The sequence below is a fragment of the Pseudomonas sp. SAR267 genome, from assembly GCF_052077595.1.
Taxonomy (GTDB): domain Bacteria; phylum Pseudomonadota; class Gammaproteobacteria; order Pseudomonadales; family Pseudomonadaceae; genus Aquipseudomonas; species Aquipseudomonas vlassakiae.
The window spans coordinates 1,287,945-1,305,836 of record NZ_JBQIHU010000001.1; the positions used below are offsets into that span (position 1 = coordinate 1,287,945).

At 61.8% G+C, this 17,892-nt stretch carries 11 protein-coding genes and 1 pseudogene; 7 read left to right on the plus strand and 5 right to left on the minus strand.

Annotated elements, in window-relative coordinates:
- Nucleotides 1–117: 117 nt before the first annotated feature.
- Nucleotides 118–2,325 (minus strand): annotated as a pseudogene (locus ACTORR_RS06360) (DNA internalization-related competence protein ComEC/Rec2).
- A gap of 142 nt (nucleotides 2,326–2,467) precedes the next feature.
- Between ACTORR_RS06360 and ACTORR_RS06365 the strand changes: the two are divergent.
- Complete coding sequence (locus ACTORR_RS06365; RefSeq protein ID WP_313365922.1) at nucleotides 2,468–3,094, plus strand: DUF2062 domain-containing protein; 627 nt, start codon at nucleotides 2,468–2,470, stop codon at nucleotides 3,092–3,094.
- Here the strand turns inward: ACTORR_RS06365 and ACTORR_RS06370 are convergent.
- The 3 genes from ACTORR_RS06370 to ACTORR_RS06380 all read right to left on the minus strand — a co-directional run bounded on the left by ACTORR_RS06370 (nucleotide 2,978) and on the right by ACTORR_RS06380 (nucleotide 5,443).
- Nucleotides 2,978–3,757, minus strand: a complete 780-nt coding sequence (locus ACTORR_RS06370) for an ABC transporter permease (protein WP_054883737.1) — start codon at nucleotides 3,755–3,757, stop codon at nucleotides 2,978–2,980. The genes ACTORR_RS06365 and ACTORR_RS06370 overlap by 117 nt on opposite strands.
- Nucleotides 3,754–4,686: an ABC transporter ATP-binding protein gene (locus ACTORR_RS06375; RefSeq protein WP_441343591.1), complete on the minus strand. Its 933-nt coding sequence runs from the start codon at nucleotides 4,684–4,686 to the stop codon at nucleotides 3,754–3,756. The genes ACTORR_RS06370 and ACTORR_RS06375 overlap by 4 nt, the downstream gene beginning before the upstream one ends.
- 133 nt (nucleotides 4,687–4,819) lie before the next feature.
- Nucleotides 4,820–5,443, minus strand: coding sequence for a glutathione S-transferase (locus ACTORR_RS06380; protein ID WP_313364602.1), 624 nt, complete (start codon nucleotides 5,441–5,443; stop codon nucleotides 4,820–4,822).
- 221 nt (nucleotides 5,444–5,664) lie between these two features.
- Here ACTORR_RS06380 and ACTORR_RS06385 point away from each other — a divergent pair, with 221 nt between their 5' ends.
- From ACTORR_RS06385 to ACTORR_RS06410, 6 genes are all read left to right on the plus strand, one after another.
- Complete coding sequence (locus ACTORR_RS06385) at nucleotides 5,665–8,112, plus strand: acyl-CoA dehydrogenase (RefSeq protein ID WP_099814817.1); 2,448 nt, start codon at nucleotides 5,665–5,667, stop codon at nucleotides 8,110–8,112.
- A 68-nt stretch (nucleotides 8,113–8,180) separates the two neighbouring features.
- On the plus strand, nucleotides 8,181–8,582 hold the full coding sequence (locus ACTORR_RS06390; RefSeq protein ID WP_099814816.1) for a PA2817 family protein: 402 nt from the start codon (nucleotides 8,181–8,183) through the stop codon (nucleotides 8,580–8,582).
- A 371-nt stretch (nucleotides 8,583–8,953) separates the two neighbouring features.
- Complete coding sequence (locus tag ACTORR_RS06395; protein WP_099814815.1) at nucleotides 8,954–9,496, plus strand: fimbrial protein; 543 nt, start codon at nucleotides 8,954–8,956, stop codon at nucleotides 9,494–9,496.
- An 89-nt stretch (nucleotides 9,497–9,585) separates the two neighbouring features.
- The gene (locus ACTORR_RS06400) at nucleotides 9,586–10,338 is read left to right on the plus strand and encodes a fimbrial biogenesis chaperone (protein ID WP_099814814.1); all 753 of its coding nucleotides are present in this window, start codon (nucleotides 9,586–9,588) and stop codon (nucleotides 10,336–10,338) included.
- A 115-nt stretch (nucleotides 10,339–10,453) separates the two neighbouring features.
- A complete protein-coding gene (locus ACTORR_RS06405) occupies nucleotides 10,454–12,865 on the plus strand; it encodes a fimbria/pilus outer membrane usher protein (protein ID WP_441343593.1) in 2,412 nt (803 codons plus the stop codon).
- A 56-nt stretch (nucleotides 12,866–12,921) separates the two neighbouring features.
- Nucleotides 12,922–14,025 (plus strand): fimbrial protein, encoded by a 1,104-nt coding sequence (locus tag ACTORR_RS06410; RefSeq protein WP_313364600.1) that lies wholly within the window; start codon nucleotides 12,922–12,924, stop codon nucleotides 14,023–14,025.
- Here ACTORR_RS06410 and ACTORR_RS06415 read toward each other — a convergent pair.
- The gene (locus ACTORR_RS06415; RefSeq protein ID WP_313364599.1) at nucleotides 14,006–17,857 is read right to left on the minus strand and encodes an RHS repeat domain-containing protein; all 3,852 of its coding nucleotides are present in this window, start codon (nucleotides 17,855–17,857) and stop codon (nucleotides 14,006–14,008) included. The genes ACTORR_RS06410 and ACTORR_RS06415 overlap by 20 nt on opposite strands.
- Nucleotides 17,858–17,892 lie beyond the last annotated feature (35 nt).

The window sequence follows — 17,892 nt, forward strand, 5'->3', positions numbered from 1 at the left end:
AGGGGCTCATCTGCCGGAGGTCAGGGAAATGCTGCTGGGGCTCGCGAGTGTTCGCCATCACAGTTTCGATGTCACAGGCGCTGAAGATCTCATGGCAGGCACCTATCAGCCCCAACCTCACCGCCCCCGCCAGAACCTTCTCTGCCAACGCACTCCCGCCACCTCCCCCTGCCCACCCAACACCACCCGCAAAGCCCCGTCCACCGCAGTGTCATGCACCACCACCCCATGCCGCCGATACCGCTCGACCACCTGCGCATGCGGATGCCCGAAGCTGTTGTTGCGCCCCCGCGAAATCAGCACCCCACGGGGTGCCGTGGCGCGGATGAAGGCCTCGCTGGAGGATGTACGGCTGCCATGGTGCGGCGCCTGCAGCCAATCGACAGCAGGCGTTTCGGTATCCGCCAGCCAAGCCCGCTCGGCGCCGGCCTCCATATCCCCCGCCAACAGCATCCGCTCGCCTTGTGCCTCGACCATCAGCACACAGGAGCGGTCGTTGCTGCTCTGCCCGTCCGACCAGCGCCAGAGAGAAAAGTCCACGCCGTCCCATGTCCATCGCTCGCCACGGGTGCAAGGTTGCAACTGAATGTCGGCCAGCGCTTCGCCACCAATGGCCCGCGTGACCGGCAAGCCTCGGTGGATGGCCGCAGCGCCACCGGCATGGTCGGCATGAGCATGACTGATCAACATCACATCCAACTGCCGCACAGCCAGTTTATGCAAGGTCGGCAACACCACATGCTCTCCCAGGTCACTGTCACCCCGCGCAGGGCCTGCGTCGTAGAGCAGGCTGTGATGACGCGTGCGCAGCAGTACCGCCAAGCCTTGACCAACGTCCAGCTGCCAGACCTCGACCTGCCCATGCGGTACCGAATCCCGCGGCAGCCAAAGGGCCAGCAGCATGACCCCGCCAAGGCCGCGAAGCGGCACACCACGAGGCAGCAACAGCAGCAGAGCCCCGGCACACACCATTAACCAGGCCAATACCGGCAGTGCCGGCGGCATCCATACCGGCCGCCACTGCGCCATCAAGGCAAGCAGGCGAAACAGGAGATCCAGCGAGCCGCCCGCGACCCACAGCAAGCCCTCGCCGACACCTGCCAGTGGCAATAACAGCGTACCGAGCAATGCCAGCGGCAACACCGCCAGGCTGACCCAGGGCACCGCCAGCAGGTTGGCCACAGGCGCACTCAGGCTAACCGGCAAGCCTGTAGCCAACAGCACCGGCAAAAGACCGACAGCGATCACCCACTGAGCCCGCGCCCAGGCCTGCCAGGGTCGCCAACCGCCAATCCGTGCGGCAAAGCTGTAGATGAGGATCGCCACCGCTGCGAACGACAGCCAGAAGCCGGGTAACAACGCCGCCAGGGGTTCGACCAGCAATACCAGAATCAACGCCAGCAACAGCGGGAACGTCGCCCCAAGCTGGCGGAAACGCAGGCGCCACAACAACACCACTGCCAGCATCAGGCAGGCTCGCTGCACCGGCACGCCGGCGCCGGCCAGCCAGCCGTAGGCCAGCGCCGCCGCCAGCGCCAGCCCGCACGCCCACGGCAACCATGGCCATCCCCGCGGCCAGAGACCCCAGCGCGCCAAGCCCGCAACCAAGGCATACAACAAACCCGCGACCAGCCCGATGTGTTGCCCGGATATCACCAGCAAGTGCACCGTGCCCGTAGCCTGCAACGTCTGCCACTGCTCGCGGGCCAAGCCCGCCCCGTCGCCGAGTACCAAGGCCACCAATGCCGCTTCCTGCCCTTGGGCATCAACCTTGAGCAAACGCTCGCGCAAAGCATCCCGCCACCCTGGAGCCACCGGGTGCAGCACCTGCCCCGCCTTTACCGTGCCGGTGGCGCCGATACGTCGCGCCAGCAGCTGGGCCTCACGATCCGGGCCATGAGGGTTCAGCAAGCCGACCGGGCGCTGCAAGGTGACCGCCAAGCGCCAATGCTCGCCAGCCCGTATGGCCGGCCCATCGAACCAGCTCAATTGCAGGCGCCGGGGCAGTTCGGCGCGGCGCGAGCGAGGCTGATCCAACTCGAAGCGCACGCCCTGCGCAGTTCGCGTCGGCAAGCCGACGACCCGGCCCTCCAGCCAAAGCGTGCGGCCATCCAGGCCCGCGGTCAGGCGATCATCCAGGGCCTGCTGGGCCGACCAGCAGGCCCAGCACAGCCCCAGCACGAAACAGCCCAGTGGCCATAACCGCGTGCACAGTCAAAAGATTGCGCCGAACAAAAGCAGCAAAAGCCATCCGACAGATGGCAAAACGGGAAGCAGGCCCAGGCACAGCAGCCCGAGCGCGAGCGCAAACATCCCTGTGCGCATGAAGTAGAGCTCCAGAAGCAACATCGCTTACAGAGGCATAGACGAAAAGCCGGCTTTGTCCGCTCAACAATTGTCACAAACTCTAAACGAGGCCGACCGGGAATCGAGGCATACTGCCCCGATCAACGCTCCGGGAGCCTACATGCCGCGCCGACTTTTCAAACGCTACATGCCGGACCCGACCAGTATTCGGGAACACAAGTCCTTACGCTTTTTCGGCAAGCTGCTGCATGACCCGAACCTCTGGCATCTCAACCGCCACTCGGTGGCGCGAGCCATGGGTGTGGGCCTGTTCGCCGCGTTGATCCCCATTCCCATGCAGATGCTGCTGGCCGCGGCACTGGCGATCCCGGTGCGCGGCAACCTGCCGATCGCCGTCAGCCTGGTCTGGCTGACCAACCCGCTGACCATGCCACCGGTGTTCTTCGTCACCTACATGACCGGCGCCTGGCTGATGCAGATTCCGCCACGCAGCCTGCCGGACGAACTGACCTTCGAATGGATCACCGACCAGCTGGCCACGCTGTGGCAACCATTCCTGCTGGGTTCGGTGGTGTGCGGGGTGGTGCTCGGCGTACTCGCCTACTTCGCCACCCTGCTGTACTGGCGCTGGTGGATTGGCCGGCAGTGGCGCCGGCGCAAGCAACGGCTGTCAGGCGCGCATGCCGCGGCCGCTGACCAGCAGCCGCACGCAAAGCACATAGAGCACTGCGGTGGCCACCAGCATGAAGCTGATCGCCGTACCAATACTGATATCCGACACCCCTAGGATGCCGTAGCGGAACGAGTTGACCATGTGCAGCACCGGGTTGGCCAGCGACACGGTCTGCCAGAACGGCGGCAGCAGGTTGATCGAGTAGAACACCCCGCCCAGGTAGGTCAGCGGGGTCAGCACGAAGGTCGGGATGATCGAGATATCGTCGAAGTTGCGCGCGAATACCGCGTTGACGAAGCCCAGCAACGAAAAGATGGTCGCGGTCAGCAGCACCACGACAACCGTCACGCCCAGGTGGTGCACCTGCAGGTCGGTGAAGAACAGCGACAGGATGGTCACGATCACCCCGACCGCCAGCCCCCGCAGCACGCCGCCCAGCACATAGCCGACCAGGATGGTATGCGGCGACACCGGCGACACCATCAGCTCTTCGATCGAGCGCTGGAACTTGCTGCCGAAGAAGCTCGACACCACGTTGCCATACGAGTTGGTGATCACCGACATCATGATCAGCCCCGGCACGATGTACTGCATGTAGGTAAAGCCACCCATGTCACCGATCTGCCGGCCGATCAGGTTACCGAAAATGACGAAGTACAGGACCATGGTGATCGCCGGCGGCAGCAGGGTCTGCGGCCAGATACGCAGGAAGCGCCGCACTTCGCGGTAGACGATGGTCTGCAGGGCAACCCAGTTGGTGCGCAGTTCGACACTCATACGGCCACCTTCGACAGGTTTTTTTCCACCAGGGACACGAACAGCTCCTCGAGTCGGTTGGTCTTGTTGCGCAGGCTCTGCACTTCGATGTTCTGCAGCGCCAGCTGGCCGAACAGCGCGGTGATACCGCTGTCTTTTTCCACCTGCACTTCCAGGGTGTGCGGGCTCAGCAGCCGGCACGGGTAGCCCTGCAGCACGGGCGCCGTGGCCAGGTCCTGCTTGAGGTCGAGGACGAAGGTCTCGACATGCAGCTTGCCCAGCAGTTGGCGCATGCTGGTGTTCTCGACGATGGTGCCGTGGTCGATGATGCCTATGTTACGGCACAGCTGCTCGGCCTCTTCCAGATAATGGGTGGTGAGGATGATGGTGATGCCCTTCTGGTTGAGCTCGGTCAGGAAGCTCCACATCGAACGGCGCAGCTCGATGTCCACGCCAGCGGTAGGCTCGTCGAGGATCAGCAGGCGTGGTTCATGGATCAGCGCGCGGGCGATCATCAGGCGGCGCTTCATACCGCCAGACAGCGAGCGCGACGGCACATCGCGCTTGTCCCACAGACCCAGCTGGGTCAGATACTGTTCGGCGCGCTCCTTGGCGATCTTGGCCGGGATACCGTAATAGCCCGCCTGGGTGACGACGATGTCGAAGCATTTCTCGAACTGGTTGAAGTTGAACTCCTGCGGCACCACGCCCAGGCAACGCTTGAGCGCCGAGGGCTCACGGTCCAGATCGTGGCCAAACACGTTCACCGTGCCACTGCTCTTGTTGACCAGGGTCGAGAGGATGCCGATGGTGGTGGACTTGCCGGCACCGTTGGGGCCGAGCAAGGCGAAGAAGTCGCCTTCGGCAACATCCAGATCGATGCCCTTGAGGGCCTGGAAGCCGTTGCCGTAGGTCTTGGTCAGCTGTCGGATGGACAGGGCGGAACTCATAGCGGGTCACTTACCGAAGAATAAGGTGCAGGACACGCCAGGGCAGATCACTGGCGCAGTGAGTGCGGCCATGGTGCAAGGCCAGGCCGCACAAGTACAGTCACATGTATTGATAATGACTATCGAAGCAAGGTCAGGTCAGCGCAGTCATCACTGCAGCCTGATAGGCCGGGCGGCCCTTGAGCCGCGCGTACCAGGCTTCCAGGTGACGCATGGCCGGGCGCTCGATGGGCATCTCGAACCAGGCATAGACAAAGCTACCCAGTGGGATGTCGCCCATGCCGATCTGGTCACCGGATAGATACGCCTGCTTGGCCAGCGTTTCATCGGCGATGGCCAGCAACTGAGCGCATTGCTTGTGCGCGGCATTGATCGCCACCCAGTCGCGCTGGTCTTCGGGGGTGCGCAGCAGGCCCCAGAACAGCGGTCGGAACGACCCGGCGAAGGACGAGGTGGTCCAGTCCATCCACTTATCGGCCTGGGCGCGCTGGCGTGGATTCTCCAGGTACCAGCCCTGCTCTGCACCGTATTCGGCGCACAGATAGCGGACGATGGTATTGGACTCCCACAGGGTCAGGTCGCCGTCCTCCAGCATCGGTACCAGGCCGTTTGGGTTGCGGGCACGGTAGTGCGGCTCGTTGACCACGCCGAAGGCGCCGCCAGCGTCGATCGATTGGAAATCCAGCCCCAGTTCGTGGGCGATCCACAGCGCCTTGCGCACATTGCTCGAATTCTTGCGGCCCCAGATCTTCAGCATGGCAACGTCCTTATGAATGCGGAGGTGGGACAGTCTACTCCAGAGCTTTATCGCCTGTACCGGCCTCTTCGCGGGCTTGCCCGCGAAGAGGCCGCTACAGACAAACAAAACGCTGAAACTCTGACCGCCACACCCTGTCACTGTTCTGACCCTGCCGTTCACAGCGTTACGTCTAAGCTGACTGGGACGGCTCAAGCCCTTGGTTCCAAGGAGGACCGATTATGTTGCTGTTGTGGTTGGTGGTGCTGGTGATCGGCGCGGCATACCTCACGCACCGGCGCCTGGCGCCCTTGCAGATTCTTGGCAGCATTGCCGCGTACGTGCTGCTGATGGGCATTTTCAGCAGTGCCCCTGGCTGGCTGCTGGCACTGTTCTGGATCGTGCTGGCGCTGAAGGCTGCCCTCGTGGCGCTGCCGCAATGGCGGCGCAAGGTGTTCAGCGGCCCGGTGTTCAAGTGGTTCCAGCGCACCTTGCCGCCGATGTCGCAGACCGAGCGTGAAGCCATCGACGCCGGGACCGTGTGGTGGGACGGTGAACTGTTCAGCGGCCGCCCCGACTGGCGTACCCTGCTCGCTTATCCGGCGCCCACCCTCAGCGACGAAGAACAGGCCTTCATCGACGGGCCCACCGAAGCGCTCTGCGCCATGGTCAGCGATTGGCAGATCGGCCAGGACCTGGATCTGCCGCCCGAGGCCTGGGCGCACATCAAAGCGAATGGTTTTTTTGCCCTGATCATCCCCAAGGAGTATGGCGGCAAAGGCTTCAGCGCCTACGCCCACTCGCAGGTTGCCATGAAACTGGCCACCCGCAGCGGCGACCTTGCGTCCACGGTGATGGTGCCAAACTCCCTCGGCCCGGCAGAGTTGCTGTTGCATTACGGTACCGACGAGCAGCGCAATCACTATCTGCCACGCTTGGCCCGCGGCGACGAAATACCCTGTTTCGCCCTCACCGGCCCTCTGGCCGGCTCTGACGCCGGAGCCATGCCTGACACCGGCGTGATCTGCAAAGGCCAATGGCAGGGCGAGGAAGTCATCGGCCTGCGCCTGAACTGGGAAAAGCGCTACATCACCCTGGGCCCGGTCGCCACTTTGCTGGGCCTGGCGTTCAAGGCCTACGACCCGGACCATCTGCTGGGCGAGGAAGAAGAACTGGGTATCAGCCTGGCGCTGATCCCCACCGACACCCCCGGCGTGGACATCGGCAAGCGCCATCTGCCGCTGGGCGCCGCGTTCATGAATGGCCCCAACAGCGGCAAGGACGTGTTCGTGCCGCTGAGCTTCCTTATCGGCGGCCAGGCCATGCTCGGCAAGGGCTGGATGATGCTCATGAATTGCCTGTCGGTGGGCCGCTCGATCTCGCTGCCCGCCGTGGGCACCGGCGCGGCCAAGTACACCAGCCTGGTCACCGGCCAATACGCCAATATCCGCGAGCAGTTCAACGTGCCGCTGGCTGCCTTCGAGGGCATCCAGGAGTCGCTGGCACGCATCGGCGGCAACGCCTGGCTGATGGACAGCGCCCGCCTGCTCACCGCCAAGGCCGTGGACCTGGGCGAAAAACCCTCGGTGCTGTCGGCGATCCTCAAGTACCACCTCACCGAGCGCGGTCGCGAATGCATTCAGCACGCCATGGACGTGCATGGGGGCAAGGGCATCATCATGGGCCCGAACAACTATCTGGGGCGCAACTGGCAGGGCGCGCCGATCTTCATCACCGTCGAAGGGGCCAACATCCTCTCGCGCAACTTGATGATCTTCGGCCAGGGCGCTATCCGCTGCCACCCCTTCGTGCTCAGGGAAATGGCCCTGGCCGCCCGCGAAGACCGCGACCAGGCGCTGGTCGAGTTCGATGACCTGCTGATGAAGCACATCATGTTCGCCGCCGGCAATGCGGCCAGCACCTTGATCTACGGCCTGGGCTTGGGTCGCCTGGAGCAGATGCCAGGCGACGCCCTGAGCCAAGGCTACTTCCGCGCCCTCAACCGCCAGGCGGCGGCGTTCGCGATGATGGCCGACCTGTCGATGATGCTGCTGGGCGGGGCACTGAAGCGCCGCGAGCGCCTCAGTGCCCGCCTCGGCGATGTTCTCAGCTACCTGTACCTCGCCAGCGCCGCCCTCAAGCGTTATCACGATCAGGGTTCGCCCGAATACCTGCAGCCGCTGTTGCGCTGGGCCATGGAAGAAAGCCTGGGCCAGGCGGAGCATGCGCTGGACCGCCTGCTCGACAACTTCCCAAACCGTTTTGTCGGCTGCGCACTGCGGGTGCTGGTATTCCCCTTCGGCCGTCGCCATACAGGGCCCAGTGATGAACTGGATGCCGAAGTGGCCGAGCTGATCGGTCGGCGCAAGGGCGACCCGGCGCTGGAAGCGCTGCTCGCCGGCTGTTACCGCCCGCAAGCAGAAAACGACCCGGTCGCCGCGCTGCAAAGGGCCAGCGACCAGCTCGACGACACGGCGCCGCTGCGCAAGGCACTTCACCAGGCCATCAAGGAAGGCAAAGTCCAGCCAACCCCCGGCCAATCCAGCATCGACGCCGCCGTCGAGGCAGGCGTACTGCAACCTGGCGAAGGTCAGCGCCTGCTCGATGCCGAACAGGCGCGGCGCAAGGTGATCGATGTCGATGCCTTCGACAAGGCACAACTGCTCGCTGAACCCGGCACGGTGCGCTGACCCTTCGCGAGCATCGGGGGGCGGCGTATACTCCGCCCCCCGTTTCAGCCATACCGAGGACCCATTCCATGGCCAACCCCCACCTGGAATATCACCTGCAACTGCTCCAGCACCTGCGCACCATCCTGGTGGCGCTGGGCGAGGCAGAGCAGGTGCCGGAAGAAAGCCACGCCCTGTTCCTCGAACGCTTCGACGAACTGCTGACGCTGTTGCCACAGGACCCGCTGCAAAGCCAGTACCTGGGCCAGGACCTGATCTGCCAGGTGATACAGCGTTATCCGCAAATTGCCCACCTGGTGCCTCGCGACCTGCTGTGGTTCTTTGCCGGTGACTGCTTGCACTTCATGCCGGACGAAGAGCTCGCCCTGTACCAGCAGCTCGAAGAACGCCGCTACGAAGCTGAGCAGAACGATGAACCGTTCGACTGGCATCAGGAAAAACAGCTGCTCGGCCAGGGCGGCACGCACTGACCTCCTACCTACAGACGTCTCGCGCCCGGGCGTGAGACGCCTCCTTGCGCGCATCACCTGTTTGCCTTCCCTTCCCTATCCTGCACTACATACAAGCCTTACATTAAAACCAGAAAAAACTTATACCCCAACTCTTGAACTTACTTGACCGGTTAAATTAATACTTACCCTCATCAGAATTTACAACTTTAAAAACTCCATATTTCACTTGGATTAAAAATATATTAAGCACACCAAGAAATAACCATTGCAGAACAAAAGCACAAATTCATAAGATGCCCCCGAAGCCAAGTTAAACGATACAGCGCAGTGCTGTCTCGCGCACTTCAAACGCTTCAACACCATAAACAACATCCACTTCGGGACATCTTATGAAGAAGTCACTGCTTGCCCTTTCAGCTGGCGTAATATTGAGCACCGCAGGTACCAGCGCATTTGCCAACACTGGAAATATCATCTTTCAAGGCTCTATCACCGACGTGACCTGCCCCATCGTGATCAGTCCGCCCGGCGGCGGTGCTGGCACTACCATCGATATGGGAGCGTTACCTAAAGCGGCGTTCGGAGGCAATGTTGGCGTGGACGTCAACCAGAAGCGTTTTGAACTCATCGTGCCAGACAAGTCCGAATGCGCGTCGTTGGGCGATGAAGTGCACGTCACCTTCAGTGGCACTGCAGATGGCACTGACAACAATTACTTCGCCGTCACCGGCGCCAGCCCCGCCCCAGGGGTTGCGCTTGGTTTGAAAGACTGGAGCGACACCCTGGTTGCTCCGGGCAGCCCCTCCACCCCGCAACCACTGCAGGCCTCCGGCGAGACTCGCTTGCCATTCACGGCCTACTACCGCTCCGTCGCAACGGTTGGTGCAGGCAATGCTTCGGCCAACCTCAACTTCACCGTAGAAACGCCGTGACCTGCGCGCCCCTGGGCAATCCAGGGGCATGATCCCCCCCCTGCTGAACCTCCGGGCGCGCCCGCGCGCCTGGAACCTGGAGCAATCCCATGTCCGGAAATTCACTACTGGCCGTATGCATGCGCGTGTCTTCTGCCTGGATGACCTTGCTGCTGCTCGCCACTCCCTTCAATGCCAGCCACGCAGCCTTGAGCCTGAACAGCACCCGATTGGTATTCGTCAGCGACAAGACCAGTGCTTCGACCGTCGTTCGCAACCCCAGCAAACAAACCTATGCCGTGCAGGCCTGGGTCAATACTGCCGAGGACATGGCGACGATACCGGTACCCTTCATCGCCTCCCCGCACCTGTTTCGCCTGGGCCCAGGCGACGATCAACAGCTGCAGATCAATGCATTGCCCAACACGTTACCGACCGACCGCGAATCCCTGTTCTACCTCAATGTTCAGGAAATACCGCAGACCGACAAAGACGCCGACAACGTATTGAATATTGCGTTGCGCACCCGTATCAAACTGTTCTATCGCCCCCACCAGATAACCGGTTCATTGACCCGACAGATTAACGAGTTGAAATTCTCATTCAACAACAATAACGGACAAGCCGAATTACTGGTGGAGAACCCTACACCGTTTCATATCACGTTCAGGCGTTTGGAAGTCAATGGCAAAGGCCAGCATTACACGTTGAAATCTGCCGACATGCTCTTGCCACTCAGCACCCAGGCCTACCCCTTGACCGGGATAAAGCCCGCCACCGACCTGCAGGCGCAGTTCACGGTGATCAACGACTTCGGCGGCAATACCGAGCCTGTGAAGGCGCCGGTAAGCATGGCCCGCTAAGGCAACGCCGCGCTCTACGCAAGGACTCCTGCACATGCACTCTTTTCACCATCACTGGCGTGCCGTAAGCCGCCGGCGGCACGCACTCCTTTGCCTGTTCGGTAGCATTTCGGCAATGCTGCACATTCCCGCAAGTCACGCCGAACCTGAATTCGAGAGCGGCTTTCTGCACCAGGTGCCCGGGCAGCCCCAACAAGCCAGTGCGTGGGCGCTGCAGAAACTGCTCGCCGATCAGTCCTTGGCACCTGGCGCCTATCGCGTTCAAGTTCAGGTCAATCTCGAATCTGTCGGTCAACATACACTGGATTTTCAACCTCACCCTGACGCAGGACTGCAACCCTGCCTTGCGCCCTCGCTGCTGGCCAGCTGGGGCCTCAGGCTGGCTGCGCTGGATGACGCCGATGCCGGGCAGGCCACCTGCCTGGACCTGGTGCGGGAAGTGCCTGGCGCCATGGTGAAGTTCTCACCGGGGGAGCTCTTACTGTCGCTATCGATCCCGCAGATTGCCATGCGTCGCGACGTGGCTGGGTACATCGACCCACAACAGTGGGATAGCGGCATCAATGCCGCTTTCTTCAATTACCAGGCGTCCACCCAGCAAGGTCACAGTCGCACACGAGGCCGCTCCAGCAGCCACGATCTGTACCTCAACAGCGGCCTGAATTTCGACGAGTGGCGCTTGCGCAGCACTCAGTCCTGGCGCCAGGACAACAAGGGCCTGCAAGAATGGACCAGAGGCCAGACTTACGTCCAACGCGATCTGCCCGGCACCCACGCCAACCTGACCCTGGGTGAAACCTTCACCAGCAGCGATGTGTTTCGCGGCGTCCCGATTGCGGGCGTGCGCGTAGCCTCGGATCTGTCCATGCTCCCGGACTCGCAACAGGGTTACGCCCCCGTTATCCGAGGCGTGGCACAGAGCCGCTCGAAACTGGAAATCTGGCAGAACGGCTATCCGGTCTATTCCACTTACGTCAGTGCGGGCCCTTACGTCATCGATGACCTGAGCACCTCGGGCAGTGGCGAACTGGAGGTGGTGTTGACCGAGGAGGACGGCCAGGTGCGCCGGTTCATCCAGCCTTACTCGACACTGGCCAACCAGTTGCGCCAAGGTGTGTGGCGCTACAGTGCCACGCTGGGACGCTACAACCCTGCAAGCGCACAGGAAAAGCCCCTGCTCTGGCAAGGTACCCTGGCCATGGGCACGCACTGGAACGCCACACTGTACGGCGGGCTCATGGCCAGCGAATTCTACCGAGCGGGGGCACTGGGCATCAGCAAGGACCTGGGTGAAATCGGCGCAGTGGCGGTCGATGCCACGCGCTCGCTCACCGACCTTGATGCCAGTGCGGGCGGCGCGGTGCAGGGGATGAGCTACGCAGCAAGGTATGGCAAGTCCTTCAACACCCAGACGACCCTGCGTTTTGCCGGCTACCGCTATTCGACGCCCGGCTACCGGGATTTCGACGAAGCAGTGAACCAGCGCAATCGCGACAGCCAATTCCTGGGCGGGCGCCGCAGCCGCCTGGAGGCCTCCGCGCACCAACGGGTGGGCAAGTCCAGTTCATTGACCCTGACCGTTTCACAACAGGACTATTGGCACTACTCCGCCACCCAGCGGCAGTACCAGCTCAATTTCAGCACCCACCACAGTGGCATTACCTACAACCTGTATGCCTCGCAATCGCTGACGGACAAAAACCGCAGTGACCAGCAAATTGGCCTGATGCTGTCGATGCCGTTGCAGTTTGGACGCTCCACCAACGCCAGCTTCGAGATGCGCAAAAGTGACAATGGCTACAGCCAACGTGCCTCGCTCAGCGGCAGAGGCAACGATGCACTCAGTTACAGCGCCAGCGTCAGCCAGGAGCATGACCACAATAAAGTCGCCTCGCTGGCACTGGGCTATCAAGGACCACAAGCCTCGCTGGGCAGCGGTTTTACCCAAGGCCACGGCTATCGCAACCTGAACCTCAATGCCAGTGGGGCCGTGCTGATGCATGCCGATGGCGTGGCGTTCAGCCCTTACCTGGGCGATACCGCCGGGCTGATAGAGGTCCCCGGGATTGCCGGTGTGGGTCTGCTCAATGCCGACACACGTACCAATGCCGACGGCTTCGCCATCGTGCCAGCTCTGCAACCCTATCGGCGCAATGCCCTGGAACTGAACACCGACCGTCTCGGGCTGGACGTGCAGATCGACAACGGCACCGCCCAGGTAGTACCGCGCCGAGGCGCGGTGGTCAGGCAACGCTTCGAGGCGCGGCAGGTATCGCGCCTGGTGCTGACGCTGCACGATGCCAACGGGCACCCCCTGCCCTTCGGTGCCCAGGTCACCGCCAGCGACGGTGAAGTGCTGGGTGTAGTGGGCCAGGCAGGCCAGTCGTTGTTGAGCACCCATGATCGCCCGCAGCAACTGCAAGTGAACTGGGGAGAGCGATCTCAAGCGCAGTGCCAACTGTCCCTCGACCCCCAGGCGATACCGTTGGTCGAGGGCTATCGACTGCACACCCAGGCATGCCTGTAGCGAATCAATACCGGCACAGCGCCATCGCGGAGCCGGTGCGAGCAAGGACAACATCGATGAAGTTGATCAACACCACCACCCTGCGCCATGCCCTGCTGGCAAGCATCGCCTGGTCGGCCACCACTGCCCTGGCCGATGACAATGTAGGCTACTGCGAGCTGAGACCAATAGGACGCGGCACGCTCAAGGTCTACCAACGAAACATGGGCACCCTCTATGTGCCACGGGACGCCAGGATAGGGACCGTGATCGGGCCGGCGGACGTAACCGTAATCACTCCCGACGACAGCAACCTGGAACTGAGGTGCGTAGCCGACGATGATGGCCCTATTCACTTCGAGGCCAAGGCAACCAGAGGCGTTCACCCCGGTCCCCTGCCGCCGATAAACGGCCAGGACGTCAACGGTCACGTATTGCAGACCAATGTACCGGGTATAGGCGTCGTGATGAGATTGGCCCAACCATTCTTGAAGCTTCCGGAATGGGGGCCCATCGGCCGTAATCCGCCTCTGGTGCCCTTCACTGCCTTCCACGTCAAACATCCATTCGTCACCGGGCAATTGCTTGGCTGGCGCCACGGCATAACGCTGGTCAAAACCGGCGACATTGCGCCAGGCGCGCACGACATAAGAGGCGTGCTGGTTACGGGCCATGTTGACCGCACCTTCAACCATGTGATGAATTACACCTTGCTCGCGACAATAATCCAGACTCAATGCAATACCGCAGACCAACCGGTCAACCCGAGCCCGGTAGAGCTGGGTGAGTGGAGCAAGGCCGATTTCACTCATGTCGGCTTCAAGACACCACTCAAGCCGTTCCAGATCAGCCTGACCAACTGCCAGGTCGACCCAGACGACCCTGACAACCTGACCACAGCGACCATCGAGTTGAACGGTATCAACGGCTCCGGGCCGATCGAGGCCAATGGCGAAAACGTCTTCAGCCTCACCGATGATTCCGACGCACGCGGCATAGGCATCCAGGTGCTCTACCAAGGCAACCCGATGCCACTGGACACCGAGCTGCCACTGACCCCCGTGCAAGGCGGCAGCACGCTGCTGAACTTCCAGGCCCGTTTTTATCAGACCGAACCCAGCAGCGCGGTGCGCGCAGGCAACGCCAAGGGAGCACTGAAGTTCACCCTGCGCTATCGCTGACCGCTGAGGTGCCCGAAAGGATGTTTTCAGGGTCGTAGTGATAACGTTGGCTTTCACCTTCTGGTGTCGTCACGCTGACCAGCCGGTTGAGCGCGTCATAGCGCAACTGCCTGCCTTGCTCATCTTTCGTCAGGTTGCCGTTGGCGTCGTATTCGAGGTCGATGGGGGGCGCGTCGGCAGGTTCGATCCTTTGCAGCTGAGCCGGGTCCGTGCCGTCGAACACGTACTTTGTGCGAACCGGCCGGCCGCCCGGCTCCTGGGTGAGCACAGAGGTGATGTTATCCACTGCGTCAAAGCCGAACAGCTGCATGGCTATGGTTCTGCCTGAAGGGTCGACCGGAGCCAGCGGGCCCTCGCAGTCATATCGAGACAAACGCCCGCGCAAGTCGTACTGGTAGGTTTCATGGCGCAGCAACACGGACTGTACTTCGTCGCCGTCTTTCGGCCGCTCCCTGAGTGTGCGGTACTCCAGGCAGTCGAATTCGTCGTAGCCCTGTTCCAGCGTCTGCACGGTATCGGCAAATTCGAATGTGCGCAGGGTCTCGCGGTCGAACTCGTCATAGTCCAGGGTTGTTGTCAGCGCCTGATTGTCGACCAGGTCGAGCGTGGTGATACTTTGCTGGCGACCCAGTTCGTCATACAGGAAAGTGGCCCGCAACAACACCTGCTCATCGAATGGCCGGCGCCGCGACCCGTTGGCCTGCGGCGCAGAGGGTGCCCTTAGCTCGGTGTAATCCAGGCGGCCATTGTCATCGTATGCATTGACCTGGGTCTGGCCCTGAACATCCTCATAGGCGCGCAACCGGCTCCGATAACTGTAGCTGTAGCTCATGTGGTAAGGCTCGCCATCCACCTCACGCGTTTCGCTTTTCACTTCGCCGTGGCTGAAATACGTACGGTCCATTTTATACGCCGGTTCATCGCAGTGGGTGAGCCTGGCGTTGAGCTTGTCGTAGGTGTAATTGGCTTCAGTGCCAGCCAACACCCTCCAGGTGGGTTCCTCGCCAAGCAGGGGGTTGTATTTGTAATCCACGTGAGTGCCATCTGCCGCAGTCATCCGCCAGGGTTGGCGCTGGCCCGGGTCGTAGCTGAACTTCTGCAGCCGCCCACCGGTGGTGGCACTGGTGCGCCGGTCGAGGCCATCGAATGTCTGCTCGCCCAATAAAATGGCACTTTCAAAGGCCTTGCCGACGCGGATACTGACCGGGACATCACCGGTGCTGTGGCGTGCATAGGTGCGATAGACGGTGTTGCCGTCGGCCAGGCGCTGCTCCAGCAGGCGGTCGAACGGATCGTGGAGAAACGTTTCAACCCGTTGCTTGGCACCGCTGCCCAAGGTTTGCCGGCGAATCCGGCCAAGGCCGTCGTAATCATTGACCTGCACGCTGACACTCTGCCCTTGCTCGCCGAAACGCTCAATGCGGCTGGCCTTTTCGAACAGGTTCATGTGCGTTTCGACCACACCGCTCAACTTGATCCGCTTGCCCTCATCGTCGCGGCGGTCGTCACGTTCCCGCCAGGCGCGCCGAACCGGTCCCAGCGCCGATGCCAGATGGTCGGTCTGCTCGACGTTGATGACCCCGTCCGGGTCGGTGACGCTGTACTGCTCTCCCCAGTCATCGTAGTGGTAGGCACTTGCAAGCTCCAACAAACGATCACCCAACCAGTCAATTTCGGTTTCTACACTCAATTGGCCGAATTCATCATAAAGGGCCCGGTAGATGGGGCGTGGTGCGCCCGCGAAGGTCGTACTGTCGGTATCCTGCCGCTCTTCGAAAATGGCCCGCCCAAGCCCGTCGAACAGGGTGCGGGTCTGCACCTGTTTGACATCCTGCGCCCATTGCTGGGCCTGCTCGTTGTCATAGGCGCAGAGGAAGTACTGGTAACGACGCGACGCTTCGTATTCTGTGCCCGGCGCTACCGTTTCCAGGGTCACCCGGCGCAGGGCGTCATACACATAGCGTATCTCGACATCGTTGTCGTCGCGGTTGAGCAGAGGCTCACCCGTTTGCAGGTCGTGCTCCAGCGTCAGGCTCTTGCGCTGGCCATCGTAGCCGGTGAGGGTCTCGCCAGACTGCAACGCGCGTCCCTGGCCCGTCAGCTCGTAGCTGAACGCAGTCACGCTGTCCAAGGTTTTGCCGGGTTCGCCGGCCGGGTACTTCACGGTGCGGGTGCGCACCCGGCCATACTGGATGGCGGGTACCGATGGCTGGTCGTAGTAGAGGAATTGCGTTTCTTCCAGCACTTCATCCGCGTTACCTGCGTCCAGCAACTGCTCGTTTTCCACGAGCAGCCAGGGGTTCTCGAGGTATGCCCCCAGCGGTTGCAAGGCCTTGTAGCGATAGACGCGCTTCAACCTCGCCGCCCCGTCATGACCGGTGTCGGCAGGGCTCACCGTCCTGGACTTGAGGTGGCGTACGAAACCGGACCCGTCGCCTGGGTAGCCCTCCTCGGCGACGCTGTACCAAACCTGCGTTTCCACCACGTTATTGGCCTGCGTGCGGGTAAGCAGGTTGCCTTGATTGTCGTAACTGTTGCGGGTCGTCTCAACGCGGCGCTTGCCCGATTCGCTCGCCAGCGACCAGCGGGTGGTCTCCGTTACCGGCAGCTGAAACTGTGGTGGCTGTGCGTCAAAGTCACCATTGCTGTCACCATACTCGGTAATCGCCTCGATCACATTGTCACCCTGCTGGGTGTGCTGAAGGGTGAGCAAGTGGAAGCGGTTGAAGGTCCGGGTGATGATCCGTCTGGTTTGCAGCGGACCGTCGTCCGTTTCCAGCACAGGGCCAAGCTGCGTTTCAACCGACTGGTACGTGTAATCCGGGCCCACCTGGTAAAGGTTGTCACGCCCATCGTCCCGCCAGGGGATCGTACTGCCGCCGCCGATAAAATTGCGCGTCCCAGGGTATTCATAGGTCACCACCATCGCTGGTTGACCAAAACGCGGCGACGTTTCATGGCGGGTGACCCGCGGCAGATTGCTTGTACGGCCGGCAGACGCCGGGAATTCGTGCCCAAGGTCCTGGTAGAAGACGGCCTCGTGCCCCCCATGCGGGGTCTGGACGTTGCTCACGCACAGCAACCCGCCCTGAGTGCTGTACTCCAGATGCCAGCGAGCCTGGTTGGCGGTGGGCAGGATGACATCACTGACCCGTTTATCGGCCTGGCTCAGGGCCAAGCGGTAGCGAGCCAGTGGCTCACCATCGTCACCGCCGTAGGGATAACAGCGGATATCGACCTGATTTGCGCTGCGGGTAATCTCCAACAGGGTATCGTCAGCATCGCGTACGCTCAGGAACGGCTCGGAACCTGGGCCGAACGGGTCGCGGTGGGTAAGCCATAGCGTGTGGCCCATGGGCGAATGCATTTCAATCGGCAAGGCCACCTCGGCTTGCTGCGACTGCATGATTTCCAGCACCTCTACCAGACCGGAGCGGTGCACCAGCCGATAGCGCCCAGCCCCACCCGCTTCGGCCGGCGCTTCACGGTAGAGCTGGAACTGCTTGAGCTTTTGCTCGCGCATCAGCAACTGCCCGTCGGACTCGTCGGTGATCTGGTACGTTTCCCCACTGCTCAGTGTCACGACTTCGCTACCTTGGGTCTTGCGCACCTGGCTCAACTGCATGTTCCAGCCTTTGCCAAAACCTGAGTCTTCAGTGTTCAAGGGGGTATAGAACAGAGAAAGTTCGAAGTCCGGCCCTTGCAGCGCATTGGCCTTGAGCTCTGGCAGCTTGAGGGCGATCGTGTACTGCCCCGTACGCGGGTCGACGCCGGTCTGCACATAGGACGAAAAATTGAATGCATTGGAATGCACGGAAGTTGCTGCAGCCATGATGGATCCTCCCCGCGACGCTCAAGCCGCTGAAG